Raw genomic sequence first — 12,778 nt, 5'->3', positions numbered from 1 at the left:
TAACGAGGCCATTTTCGGGGCGTTCGTGCTTGTTTTCCCCCCGCGCTTCCTTTATTCCCGTTTTGCATCGCAGACAGCGTCCTGGAAGACTTGGGTGACCAAGATCATTGGCCGCGTTTAGGCGGATGCCTGGGCGTGATCCGGCAAACGGCAGACCGTTTTCCGCGCTGATCACGCTTCGACGCGTGTATTTTCAGAGGACTAGCGCCAAATGGCCAATGTTGTCGTCGTCGGCGCCCAGTGGGGCGACGAGGGTAAGGGCAAGATCGTTGACTGGTTGTCGGATCAGGCGGATGTCGTCGCCCGCTATCAGGGCGGCCACAATGCCGGTCATACGCTGGTCATCAATGGCCAGACCTACAAGCTGGCGCTGCTGCCGTCCGGCGTTGTGCGCCAGTCCAAGCTCTCGGTGATCGGCAATGGCGTGGTGTTCGACCCGCAGGCCTTTGTCGATGAAGTTGCCAAGCTCCGCGGCCAGGGCGTCGATGTCGGCCCGCACAATCTGCGCGTTGCCGAAAACGTCACGCTGATCCTGCCGTTGCACCGCGAACTCGATGCACTGCGCGAGAATGCCAACAAGGCTACGGCCATCGGCACCACCCAGCGCGGCATCGGCCCGGCCTATGAAGACAAGGTCGGCCGCCGTGCGATCCGTCTGATGGATCTCGCCGATCTCGCCACGCTGCCGCACAAGGTCGATCGCCTGCTGACGCATCACAATGCGCTGCGCCGCGGTCTCGGCCTCGCAGAATTCAACACGGCTGACATCGTGAAAGAGCTCTCCGCATTCGCGCCGGTGCTGCTGCCCTATGCTGAGGCCGTCTGGCGGCTGCTGGACAGCAAGCGCCGCGAAGGCAAGCGCATCCTGTTCGAGGGCGCGCAGGGCGCGTTGCTCGATGTCGATCACGGCACCTATCCCTATGTCACCTCGTCCAACACGGTTGCTGCGCAGGCAGCGACCGGCACCGGCATGGGCCCGGGCGCGGTCGGCTATGTGCTCGGCATCTGCAAGGCCTACACCACGCGCGTCGGCCAGGGTCCGTTCCCGACCGAACTGCTCAACGAGATCGGCGAAGAGATCGGCCGTCGCGGCAAGGAATTCGGCGTCAATACCGGGCGCAAGCGTCGCTGCGGCTGGTTCGATGCCGTGCTGGTGCGACAGACTGTCCGCACCTGCGGCATCAACGGCCTCGCGCTGACCAAGCTCGACATCCTCGACGGCTTCGACACCATCGAGGTTTGCGTCGGCTACAAGCTCGACGGCAAGGAAATCGACTATCTGCCGGCCGGTGAAGGCGCCCAGGCCCGGATCGAGCCGATCTACGAGACCATCGAGGGTTGGAAAGAGCCGACCGCGAACGCCCGCTCCTGGGCCGATCTGCCGGCACAGGCGATTAAATACGTGCGCCGGATCGAGGAACTGGTGGGCTGTCCGATTGCTTTGCTTTCCACGAGCCCGGAACGCGAAGATACTATTCTGGTGCAAAACCCGTTCGAGGCTTAACGGACTGTTACCGGATAGCCTCCAAATTGATGCACCCGCAACATTGAGTCGAGATGGCTGATTACTACCCGTTGATCGCCCGTGCCATCGCCGGACTGGACCCCAGTGCTCCCGGTGAGCAGCGGCGCGCGCTCTATGAGCGCGCCCGCACGGCTCTGATTGCCCAGTTGCGCAGTGTCGAGCCGCCGCTCAGCGAGTCAGAGATCACTAGGGAGCGGCTGTCGCTCGAAGAGGCCGTCCGCAAGGTCGAATCCGAAGCGGCCCAGCGCGCCCGCGATGCGTCGCGGCCTGCGGCGGCTGGAACGACGGGCGACGGCAAGCCGCGCGCCGGCGATGCTTTCCGCAATGCCGGGCCGCGTGCCGGTGCCACGCCGGCCGAGCCGTCGCCGCGCGGCCGCCAGCCGATTACGCCGACGCCGGCGTCTCCCCGCGGGCCGGAAGAGCCGCGCCCGCCGCGCACCTTGCGCGTCGATCCGCCACCGATTCCGAAGCAGCAGTCGCCCAATGCCGGCGCGCAGGATCCGAACGGTCCACCAACCCGCGAACGATCAGGCACGCCGCGCCGCTTCGAAAACAATCCGGCGGCACCCCCGCCGGCCCGCAACGACCGCGGCGACCAGGGCGATGCCGCGATGCGCGGTTTCCGCGATGTCACCGCCGATGTCGATGATCTCGGTCGCGCCGCCGCGCAGGCCAACCGCGCGGCGCGCAAGACTTACGCCAACGTGCCGTCTCCGACGCCGGAATTCGATCGTCTCGAACCCAGCATGGAAGCGCGGAGCGAAGCTTTCGGCTACGACGAAACGGCTTACGACGACCAGGACGGCGACGAGTCGCAGGTGCCGCCGTCGCGCATCAAGGATTCCAAGGGCAAGAAGGCGAAGCCGCCCAAGCCTCCGAAGCCGAAGCGCGTCAGCGGCGGTTTCCCGTTCAAGACTGCGCTCCTCATCGGCATCGTGATGATCCTGATCGGCGCCGTGATTCTGGGATGGCCGACGATCAACAAAATGGTGCGCGGTTTCGCTGGCGGTTCGGCGCCCGTCGTCACCGACAACAAGGATGCGCCGCTGGCGCCGCGGCCGAAAATCGCCGATCGCGTCGGTCAGCCGTCGTCGTCGGATCAGATCGCGCCGGTCGCGCAGCGCGTCGTTCTGTATGACGAGGATCCGGCTGAGCCGAAGGGCCGGCAATATGTCGGCACGGTGGTCTGGCGCACCGAGCAGATCAAGGGCACCGGCGGCAAGCCTGGTGACATCGCCGTGCGCGCGGACATCGAGATTCCGGAACGCAAGTTCAAGATGACCATGTCGTTCCGCCGTAACACCGACACGTCGCTGCCTGCCAGCCACACGGCCGAACTCACTTTCGTGCTGCCGCCCGATTTCGCCGGCGGCGGCATCGCCAATGTTCCGGGCGTGCTGATGAAGTCGAACGAGCAGGCACGGGGCACGCCGCTGGCCGGCCTCGCGGTCAAGGTCACCGACGGCTTCTTCCTGGTCGGTCTCAGCAATGTCGAAAGCGATCGCGCGCGCAACCTGCAGCTCCTGAAGGAGCGGTCATGGTTCGATATCCCGCTGGTCTATGCCAACCAGCGCCGCGCCATCATCGCCATCGAGAAGGGCTCGCCCGGCGAGCGTGCCTTCAACGATGCCTTCGCGGCCTGGGGCGAGTAACAGATCAAGCGCGCTGGTCAGCCGCTCGTGATCTGCACCGATCTCTCCACGTCATGCCCGGCCTTGAGCCGGGCATCCACGTCTTGAGCCGTGCCAAAGGAAGGCGTGGATGGCCGGGACAAGCCCGGCCATGACGAATGAGAGTGCATTGCCTGGACCAACAAATCGATGTTGAGGCTACGGTTACTTGCCCTCAAAGCTACCCGCCTGCGCCACCGCGCCGTCGTTTCACGTCATTCCTGCAGCCAGAACTGCTTCAGCAGAGGTTTCGCAGCCGCGCTCTCACCATCGTGCTGCCACGCTGCCGAGAACGGTGCGCCCCTGTGTGAAGGTGCAGGTCCCACCGTTGCAGATCGGAACACGCTCGTCCGACAGATTGCGCGCATTCACGGCCAGGCGCATGCCGCGATAATCGTAATGCACACCCGCATCGAACGCCGTGATCGCAGGGTTTCTGAGCGTATTGATGTCGTCAGCCCAGGTCTGTCCGATCCAGCGTGCGCCGGCGCCGACACCGAAGCCCGCGAGCGGGCCGGATTGCCAGGTGTAGTCGAGGAAGATCGCCGCCTGCTGAGTGGGCACGCCGATCGGTACCTTGCCGAGATCGAAGCCATTGCTGCGAGTCACGGTCGCGTCGGTGTAGCTGTAGGAGGCGATGCCCTTCAGCCCCGGCATCAGCGCCATCACCGCCTCCAGTTCGGTTCCGCGTGAGCGTATCTGGCCGGTCTGCACCGAGTACGGCGAACCGAAGACCGGATCGGTGGTCAGCACGTTGTCCTTGGTCAGGTTGAACCAGGTTGCCGTGAAGTAACTATTCCAGCCGAGCGGTTGATACTTGATACCGGCTTCGAACGATTCACCGGTCGTCGGCGCGAAGGGCGTCGCGCCGCGCCCGGGCGCCGTCGTGCCACTCTGCGGCAGAAATGACGTCGCGTAGTTGACGTAAGGCGCGAGCCCGTTGTCGAACAGATACAGCAATCCCGCGCGGCCCGTGAACTTGCTTGGGTCGCTCGTGGTCGTCACGCCTGACAGGTCGTCGTGGTTCGAGAGTTCGGCAAAGTCCTGCCGGCCGCCGATGGTCAGCCGCCAGCCGCCCAGTGCCATCTGGTCCTGTGCGTAAAGTCCGAGCTGGCCGAGCGTCTGGCTGTTGGCGCCTAGAAGCGACAAGGGCAATGTCGGCGCCGAAGTGCTATAAACAGGATTTGTCAGGTCGAGCGACGGACCGGCGCCCGCATAGTAGCCAAAAGTCGTTCCCTGCCGGAAGTAATCGACTCCGGCCAGGACCGTATGCTTGATCGGGCCGGTCGCCAACCTGGCTTGGACCTGATTGTCGATATTGAAGGTGTTCAGGCTTTCCTTATAGGTCGACGCGTAACGGTTCAGCGTGCGGCCGTCGGGAGAGAGACTGAGTGCATCGATCATGTTGCCTTCGAACGACAGGTGCCCGAGCCGGACGTTCTGCCGGAACGTCACAGCCTCATTGAAGCGATGTTCGAGCCTGTAGCCGACCGAGGCCTGCGACTGCGTGAGCGCATCGAATGACGGATCGCCGAGACGAATATTGGTCACCACGCCCGTCGCCGGGTTGCGCAAATAATACGGCCACATCGACGTCTTGCTGCGCTCGTATTCGGCCAGCACCGTGAGCGTCGTGTCTTCGCCCAGCTTTGCGGTGAAGCTCGGTGCGAGAAACACGCGATCGTCCGAGGTGCCGGGAATCTGCGTGCCGCTGTCACGCACCAGGCCGGTGAAGCGATAGAGCAGCTTGTCGTTGTCGAGCGTCGGCCCGCTGAAATCGAAACGGCCCTGATAGCGATTGAAATTGCCGATATCGAGCCCGGCTTCGTTGAGCCGCGTCTCCAGTGGCATCTTGCTGACGAAGTTCACCATGCCGCCGGCTTCGTTGGCGCCGTATAGCACCGAGGACGGACCGCGCATGACCTCGATGCGTTCGGCGCCATAGGGTTCGTTGCGGAAATGGGCGAAGGAACCGTTGCCCTGCCGCAGACCGTCGCGGTATTCGCCGAATTGGTTGGCCGCAAATCCGCGGATCAGGAACTGATCGTAGCGGGGATCGAAGCCATAGGGTTGGGTTTGCACGCCCGCCGTATAGGCCAGCGCCTCACCGACGGTTCGCGCGCCCTGGTCGCGCATCTGCTCCGGCGTCACCACCGAAATCGACTGCGGCGTCTCGATCAGAGGCGTATCTGTTTTGGTGCCCGTGGCACTTCGCGTGGCCACATAGCCTTGAACGGGGCCCCATGCGGATTCCGTTGCGCGGGCGCCCGGCACATTGCTCGGAGTGACTGTTCCCTGACGCGTGGCTGTGCGCGCCGCCCGCGCGGCGGTGCGCGACGCGCTGCTGCGCGCAGTGTTCTTGGGTTTGGCGCGCCGGTCTGCGCTGCCTTGAACGATGACGGGATCCAGCTGCGTGGCCCGCGCTGAAGGCGTCTCCGTGCCGGTGGCTTGCGCCAGCATTTGTGCGCTTGCCTGCGCTGACAGGCCCATCAACAAGACAATAGAACTCGCTGCACCAAGACACATTGCCTTGGTGACTTTTCTTTCGACGATCCCCACCGATTAACGCCCCGCATGTCGTTCGAGCTGACCGAGCCCGATTCCTGCGTGGTCTCTAGGACATCAAATCGCGCATGGCATTACCCGCCAAGTTAGAACCTCTACACACTAGAACCGTTAAAATCGCAGGAGTGTGCCGAGCGGAAATTTGTGGATGGCCGGATCAAGTCCGGCCATGACGAACGAGAGGCGAGAGCTTTCGCTCTCGCGCCGCCGGAATGACAGCTACTTGCAGCCGAAGCTCCCCGCCTGCGTCACTGCTCCACCATTCCACACTGTCCGCAACGGATAGACGCAAGCCGGATAGCTTAACTTGCTGTCGCGCGACGTCAGTGCGATCTCGCCGGGAGCCACACCTTTCTCGACCCAGTCCGTCAGCGCGGTGAAGAACTGATCCTGCTCACGCGTCGGCGTCTGGTTGGCATTGCCGGGTAGTTTCGGCAGCGGCACGGAGTCGTTCTGGCCGCCCACGGTATAGGCGCGGCCCTGCGAGCTGTGGGCCGAACCGGGCAGCAGATACATCCGCATGAACCTCTGCACCTCGGTATGGCCGCCCACCTGTGCGGCGACGCGCTCGTGATAGTTGACGTTGCCCGCTGGAGGGATCGCGTCGTCGACAAGGCCGCTATAGACGATGATCTTGCGGCCGAGATCGCGCAACTTGCCGAGATCCGCTTTGTCTGTGCCGAGATTGCTGAACAGGGTGGGCTGCAAGGCAAGGTTCTTGTTCACCGTATCGGCCAGATCGGCATAGCTGAGCTCCTGCCACTTGTTGCGTTCGGTGGTCGAGCCGTTGTTGAACGGAATGTCCGACGGGTTGGTGGCGCTGGCATCGGCGGCGTAGCGGACGTCCTGCAGGGCCAGGGCCACGCTGCCGGCGGCTGTACCGGTGATCTGGCTGCCGATCGCCGTGGTCCTGGTGAAGGCCCACCACACCTGTTTCGTGCCGAGCACCTTGCCACTGCGGCTGTCGGAGCTTTGCGCGGCGTCATAGCTGCCATCGGGCGTTGCGCCGAACCAGATCCTGTCGAGTGCCATCGCTTCCTTGATGCTCATGCAGGTTGCCGGATCGGCATTGCTGCCGGTAACGCCCTGGCCAGCCTCGCCGCTGCAGAGGGTCGCGGCATCGCGTGCGGGATCATAATCGCAGGCGAACGGATCGAGCAGGAAACCGATCCCGGCTTTGTCGCAGGCGGCGAGGGCACGTTTGTTGGCGGCGTCGATCTTGGCGGCGAAGGCGGTGGCTTTCGGCTTGTCGAGCGCTGTGAAGCCGAGTTCGGTCTTCATCACGATCTGCGGATACAGCGCGGCCGTGCCGAATTGCGGGATGTTGAGCGCCGGCTGCGCGATCATGTAGCCGTCATAGAGCTCGGGATAGTCCTGGGCGATCTTCATGCCCTGCCGGCCGCCTTGCGAGTGGCCATCGTAATAAGCGTAAGCCGGCGCCTTGCCGTAATAGAGCGTGACGAGCGCTCTGGTCTTGACGGCCTGCTCCACCATGGCGCGGACCGAGAAGTCGCGGAACGCCTCGGCATTGACCTTGCCGTCGGAGAGGAATGTGAAGGAGCCGTCCTGATACCAGGGTTGTCCTGCATCGGTGGTGCCCGAGGCATAACCCATATTGGCGTTGACGAGGGCGGGCACTTTGCTGCCGATCTTGTCGACAGTGCGATGGCCACCGCCGACCCAGCCGCCGCCGCCGTAATTGCGGATGCGCGTATTCCAGTTCGACGGTGTCGGCAGCCAGACCTCGATGCCGATGCCCTCGGACCAGGAGCGTGCAGTCTTGTCCTTTTCCGCCGTGAAGCCTGGCCCCACCAGAAGCTTCACAAGGCACATGTCCGCCGCCATGGTGATCGGGCGGGGCGAATCCTGTGCGACCAGGTCCTCGCCCTTTTTGATCGCCCGCACGGCCACCACGGTGGTGGCCTCATCCGGATGAAATGCAGTCTTGATACCGTCGTCGCAGGCGAGCTGCTGTGCGGAAGCGGGCGCGGTGCCGCCGCATAGCGCAGCAAACAAGGCCATCGCCGTCACGATGGCACGCGTGCGGCTGTCATCATGGATGATGTGGGGGGCTGTCGACATGGCGTTTCCCGTCTGTTTTATTTTTGAGTTGGGGTGAGTTCTCCTCACTTCGCCTCTGCGATCAACTACCAAAACGATGTCGGAACGTAACATTATGTTAAAAAGGCCCCGTGGATTGGGCCTACAGCGATGTGATTTGACCCCGTGCGATCGCCTGCTATCCACAATGATCCGCTCTTGAACCCCTTCTGCCGCCATGGACCCCCGCATGACCACGCGTCGACAGGTGATGAAGCTCGCCGCCTTTGCTGCCAGCCAGACCGCGCTGATGGGCGCGGTGCGTGCCGAGGGTGGAGTCGATCCCGGCGCGGCCGCATCGTCACAGCTCCCCTTCGCGCAGCAGACGCCGATGCGTATCGGCGCCGCGGCGCTACGCGTCCGCGACCTCGGCAAGATGCGGACCTATTACACAGACCTGCTGAAGCTCGACACCATCCGCGCGGACAAAACCGAAGTCGTGCTCGGCGTCGATGGCGTGGCGCTGCTGCATCTGATCCATCGGCCCGATGCACCGCTGGAGGCGCAGACCACCGCCGGGCTGTTTCACACCGCGTTCCTGATGCCGAGCCGCGCCGATTTCGCGCGTTGGCTGGTCCATGCCGCGCTGGCGCGCACACCGTTCGATGGCTTTGCCGATCATCACGTCAGCGAAGCCTCCTATCTCACCGATCCCGAGGGCAACGGCATCGAGGTCTATTCGGACCGGCCGCCATCGGCGTGGAAATGGACCGGCGACATGGTCACTATGGGAACCGACCAGCTCGACATCGACAACATCGTGGCGCAGACGGACACAACCCGCGATCAGTATCACACCGCGCCGAAGGCGCTGCGTATCGGCCACATGCATCTACGCGTCGGCGATGTCGCGCGCGGGCGCAATTTTTATGAGGGGCTGATCGGGATGGAGCCGACGCGGCTCGGGCGGCCGGGTGTCGCCTTTCTGTCGTCAGGTCGCTATCACCATCACATAGGCATCAACACATGGCAGAGCGCCGGCAGCGGTCCGCGCAATGCGCAGGAGACCGGGCTGGCCTGGTTCTCGCTCCGTATTGCCGATGATGCCGTGATGGCCGACCGCAAGCGCCGCCTCACGGCAGCGGGCCTGTCAGGCGAGTCGATCGCAGATGGCATTGCGATCGCCGATCCATGGGGCACTCAGGTGAGGCTCGTGAAAGCGTAAGGTCGAGAAAGATTTCGGCCGGTCTGCTGTCGCGCGCGACAGGCCTACGCCTCAGCCAATTCGAAATATCGCGGCGCGTCGCGCCAGCCATGGGCTGCAGCATGGAGCGCCTTGGCGCGATAATCCAGTTCGAGATCGCAGAGCATGCCGCGCATTTCCAGATCGCTCTCCTCGCGGGCGAGGCGGTTGCAATCGTCCGCGCGGTCTCTGAAATAATTTTCTGACATAATCATCGGTATCTTTTTCCATCGGCTTCGATGGAACTTCGCCGTCCGGTTTGGCGAAGACGTGGCGGCATGCCATCAAATACATGGCAGTTCCCGCTTTTCGCGTTGCGAAAGATTGCGCAGCAATGTTACGGCGCGCCGTTGGCGCCTGCGGTCACGGCATGCGACACGAGCGCATGGGCATCGGTGATGCCGCCGGCCGCATGGCGCACGATGGTCTCCGCCATCATTGCCTTCGTCGCCGGTGTACGATGCTGCACGGCGATCTGCTGCACAGCGATATCCAGCACCTGGCGCAGCGTGGCCACATAGTTTGCGTCGAACTTCGGTGTCGGGTCGGTTGTCATGATACACTCCGTCGTCTCGAGCTGCGCGGACCATGCTGGCGCATTGGGGCGTATCTTGGCCCGTGCGATGAAACGTGGATGACGGCTGGTGACATTGTTTTGAAGTGCGGGCGTGAACCTTCACGCGGTGTTGCGCGACATCCCGCCACGCGCAGTACGACTTGCGCATTCGAATAAAACGCAGTGCAAAAATCTTCAGGATTTGTGAAACCGGCGTGACATCGCGTGCACATTCGCGCGATCGATGACGCTGCGGCTTTCTGAATGTGGTGTTTAACTAACGCTCGGTCATTCTTGCGCAGGCTTGCGGCGTGGCACTCGCGCCTAGCGTTCCTGCATGACGCTGAGCGGAATGTTGACCTCGCAACTGAGGCCATCGGGATCGAAGCGCAGGCGTGCTTCGCCCTGCAGTTGCCCGGGCAGCGCCTGTTCGATCAGACGGCTGCCGAAACTCTTCCGTGACGGTTCGATCACCGGCGGTCCGCCGCTTTCGATCCAGCGCAGGATGAAGCGCTTCGGCGTATCCTGCGTCGTTGACCACGAGATCGTGACCCGGCCGGCCGGCGTGGACAGCGCGCCATATTTGGTGGCATTGGTGCAAAGCTCGTGGATCACCATTGACAGCGACATGGCAGGTCCGGACGAGATGGCGAGGGTGTCGCCGGTGATCGTGAACTGATCGAGGCTCTTGGATTGGAATGCGCGCACCGCGCTCTCGATCAGCGAACGGCAGCTCGCACCGGTCCAGGTCTCGCGGATCAGCAAATCCTGCGCCACCGCCAGCGCCTGCAGGCGATCGCCGATGGTCTTGGCAGCTTCTTCGAGGCTGCCGGCTGTGCGCAGGCTCTGCGATGTAATGGCCGACACGATGGCGAGCGTATTTTTGACGCGGTGATGCAGTTCCCCGATCACCACTTCCTGCAGCTTCGCCGCGAGGGCGAGCGCCTGCGCGTCGACGCCGGCTTTGGCCAGCAGTTCCTTGAGATAGTCGGGTTCGTTCTCGATCGACCGCGGCGCGGGAATGGTCATTCCCCGTAGTAACAGGTTGGCGGAGCGCCGTATATTGCGAAGGTATTGCCAGCTGACCTGCCCATGTGCGTTCGGAACGGGCCACAGGCGACCGGGCTGATTACGGACTGGCGGACGGTCGCCCGCTGATCGGGCTTCCGCCGCGAGATATCCACCATCGAATCAAGCATCCGCGTTGCGCGGCAGTTGCCGTCGGCGCGCAGCCAGCGCACGCGGTCGCCGGCCACGGTCCGGTATCCCGCAAAAGAACGGCCCGCCATGTTTGAAACGCGCCGTAGCGCTCCGCTTATGGGCTCGCCGCTTACCTCAGCGAGATGGCGAGGCCCGAGAGATCGGCATTAACCATCAATCCGGTCTGGCGGCCGCTGAGTTCCAGCAGCGCGCCTTTCTCGTTGGTGAGCACGATGGCGCTGACGCCGCGGCCGACGGCAGCCCCCGCGCCGCCTGCGCCATAGACGCCGGCCACATCGCCCGGGCTGTTGATGCGGCTGACGCGGCCGGACAGATAGGTCTGCGACGCACCGAAGACGAGGCCCGCGCTCAAGCCGCCGATCGACAGCGGATAGGTCCGCCCGCGAAAGGTCAGCGTGCCCGAACCGCCCGACGCGCCGATGAACCAGCCGCCCTTCAGCACATTGATGCGGATCGTGCCGCTATCGGCGAAAGCCGCGGAGGACAGGCTTGCGCCGATCAAGGCGAGGGCGGTGACGAGGGTGGTGCGGAAAAGCGAGCGCGACATGGGGATGTCCTCCGAGGAATGATTCGTTGGCGCAAGGCGAGGCCGGCACAATTCAGCAAAATGGCCGCGGGGTCCATGGGCCTTCGGCGCTGCGCGGGCCGCGAGGGCGCTGCAATTGACAAATGCAGGCCCCACCAAACACCTCGGCCATGGCCAGGACCGTCCTCTTCCTCTGCACCGGCAACTACTATCGCAGCCGCTATGCGGAAGAACTCTTCAATCACCTGGCGCGCCGTGCCGGTCTGGACTGGGAGGCGGCGTCTCACGCCCTGGCCATCGAGCGGGGCAAGGACAATGTCGGCCCGATGGCGCGGCAGACCATCGACGCTCTGACCATCGATGGCATTGCGCCCCTTGGCGCGTCGCGGATGCCGGCGGTCTGTACGCATGATGCGCTTGCAGCGTCCGATATGATCGTGGCCGTGAAGGAGGCCGAGCACCGCACCTTGCTGGTGACGCGCTTTCCGGGTTGGGAAGATCGCGTGACCTATTGGCACGTACATGACATCGACGTGGCGCCTCCCGACGTCGCGCTGGGCGAGCTGAAGGCGCTCGTAGAGGCCTTGGTGCAACGGCTTGCGAATGTGCGAGAGGGCAGCTGTGCCGGTACTACTTAATTGATACTGTGAAAGAACCACTTCACCAGCAACACGCCGCTGCCGACCGCCACCACCACGATCCCATAGCCGGTCAGAACATCACCCGGCGTGCCGCCAAACGGCCATACCGCGGCAATGGCGATGCCGACGGTGAGTGTCAGCACGGCGTAGAACAGGCCGCCACGCTCTTCCGGCTTCGATGCCAGCGCCTGCATGATGAATTCCAGAAGGGGACTTGGCTCGGACATCGACTACGGCACCTCGTCCCATATGTCGGCGCGCACGAAGATCGGGTTCAGGCGTGCTGCTGCCGTCTGGTGCCCTCTGTCTGAGTGAACCTGGTGCGCAGTTATCCCGACTTATCGCCACCGACGGCCGCATTGGCCAATCACGAGGCCGCTGCCTTGACACCCCTTGAGCAAGTCGATCACCGCATGCGCGTGCTTGCCGCACGGATCCATGCGCCCGAGGAGCTGCTGCCGGGGTATCGGCATGTCGATTCCGGCCGTGCGCTGATCGAGCATGACGGGCACTTCCACTACATGTTCGTCGAACGCGGCGAGCGATACGACATGCGGACCACCGACGATCTAGATGAGCTGATGTACTGGACTTTCGAGACCATCACCTCGGCGATGGCCGGAACCTATGAACTCATGCACCGCAATTCCAACGCCGACGATATCAGGCGCCTGCGTTTTGCGCATCAGCTCGCATTGCTGGGCCGGCTTGATCCTGCATGGGCGGATCGCTGCCGCGCCAGACTCGATGATATCCTCTCGCGTCATCCTTATGTCGACGGGCGTTGATCG

Annotated in this window: 12 protein-coding genes; 5 read left to right on the top strand and 7 right to left on the bottom strand. The window is 63.6% G+C overall.

Features of this window, described 5'->3' with window-relative positions; translation table 11 throughout:
* Positions 1-211 precede the first annotated feature (211 nt).
* Positions 212-1,504 carry an adenylosuccinate synthase gene (locus tag AC1DUY_RS19790; RefSeq protein WP_089261652.1) on the top strand — a complete coding sequence of 431 codons (1,293 nt, stop codon included), beginning with the start codon at positions 212-214 and terminating at the stop codon, positions 1,502-1,504.
* A 53-nt stretch (positions 1,505-1,557) separates the two neighbouring features.
* Positions 1,558-3,177, top strand: a complete 1,620-nt coding sequence (locus AC1DUY_RS19785) for a hypothetical protein (RefSeq protein ID WP_231077880.1) — start codon at positions 1,558-1,560, stop codon at positions 3,175-3,177.
* Between the two features lie 282 nt (positions 3,178-3,459).
* Here AC1DUY_RS19785 and AC1DUY_RS19780 read toward each other — a convergent pair whose 3' ends face one another.
* Both AC1DUY_RS19780 and AC1DUY_RS19775 read right to left on the bottom strand, forming a co-directional pair.
* Entirely contained in the window at positions 3,460-5,655 is a 2,196-nt protein-coding gene (locus AC1DUY_RS19780; RefSeq protein WP_478116429.1) for a TonB-dependent siderophore receptor, read from the bottom strand.
* A gap of 324 nt (positions 5,656-5,979) precedes the next feature.
* On the bottom strand, positions 5,980-7,842 hold the full coding sequence (locus tag AC1DUY_RS19775) for a tannase/feruloyl esterase family alpha/beta hydrolase (protein ID WP_478116427.1): 1,863 nt from the start codon (positions 7,840-7,842) through the stop codon (positions 5,980-5,982).
* Between the two features lie 208 nt (positions 7,843-8,050).
* Between AC1DUY_RS19775 and AC1DUY_RS19770 the strand changes: the two genes are divergently transcribed.
* Positions 8,051-9,025 carry a VOC family protein gene (locus AC1DUY_RS19770; RefSeq protein WP_478116425.1) on the top strand — a complete coding sequence of 325 codons (975 nt, stop codon included), beginning with the start codon at positions 8,051-8,053 and terminating at the stop codon, positions 9,023-9,025.
* Between the two features lie 44 nt (positions 9,026-9,069).
* Here AC1DUY_RS19770 and AC1DUY_RS19765 read toward each other — a convergent pair whose 3' ends face one another.
* The 4 genes from AC1DUY_RS19765 to AC1DUY_RS19750 all read right to left on the bottom strand — a co-directional run bounded on the left by AC1DUY_RS19765 (position 9,070) and on the right by AC1DUY_RS19750 (position 11,367).
* Positions 9,070-9,258: a hypothetical protein gene (locus AC1DUY_RS19765; protein WP_068731284.1), complete on the bottom strand. Its 189-nt coding sequence runs from the start codon at positions 9,256-9,258 to the stop codon at positions 9,070-9,072.
* Positions 9,259-9,380: 122 nt separating this feature from the next.
* The gene (locus AC1DUY_RS19760; RefSeq protein ID WP_068731389.1) at positions 9,381-9,599 is read right to left on the bottom strand and encodes a hypothetical protein; all 219 of its coding nucleotides are present in this window, start codon (positions 9,597-9,599) and stop codon (positions 9,381-9,383) included.
* A gap of 324 nt (positions 9,600-9,923) precedes the next feature.
* Complete coding sequence (locus AC1DUY_RS19755) at positions 9,924-10,628, bottom strand: sensor histidine kinase (RefSeq protein ID WP_441231750.1); 705 nt, start codon at positions 10,626-10,628, stop codon at positions 9,924-9,926.
* Between the two features lie 301 nt (positions 10,629-10,929).
* Complete coding sequence (locus tag AC1DUY_RS19750) at positions 10,930-11,367, bottom strand: lipid-binding SYLF domain-containing protein (RefSeq protein WP_441231751.1); 438 nt, start codon at positions 11,365-11,367, stop codon at positions 10,930-10,932.
* A 149-nt stretch (positions 11,368-11,516) separates the two neighbouring features.
* On the opposite strand from AC1DUY_RS19750, the gene AC1DUY_RS19745 reads away from it, so the two are divergent.
* Positions 11,517-11,984 carry an arsenate reductase/protein-tyrosine-phosphatase family protein gene (locus tag AC1DUY_RS19745; protein WP_478116422.1) on the top strand — a complete coding sequence of 156 codons (468 nt, stop codon included), beginning with the start codon at positions 11,517-11,519 and terminating at the stop codon, positions 11,982-11,984.
* Here the strand turns inward: AC1DUY_RS19745 and AC1DUY_RS19740 are convergent.
* Positions 11,981-12,214 (bottom strand): hypothetical protein, encoded by a 234-nt coding sequence (locus AC1DUY_RS19740; protein WP_478116420.1) that lies wholly within the window; start codon positions 12,212-12,214, stop codon positions 11,981-11,983. The genes AC1DUY_RS19745 and AC1DUY_RS19740 overlap by 4 nt on opposite strands.
* Before the next feature lie 186 nt (positions 12,215-12,400).
* On the opposite strand from AC1DUY_RS19740, the gene AC1DUY_RS19735 reads away from it, so the two are divergent.
* Positions 12,401-12,775: an Imm63 family immunity protein gene (locus AC1DUY_RS19735; RefSeq protein ID WP_478116418.1), complete on the top strand. Its 375-nt coding sequence runs from the start codon at positions 12,401-12,403 to the stop codon at positions 12,773-12,775.
* Positions 12,776-12,778: the final 3 nt, after the last annotated feature.

The organism is Tardiphaga sp. P4_G1 (assembly GCF_056401215.1).
The sequence above is the reverse complement of the archived record's forward strand: the minus strand, read 5'-3'. Positions and strand labels throughout refer to the sequence as shown.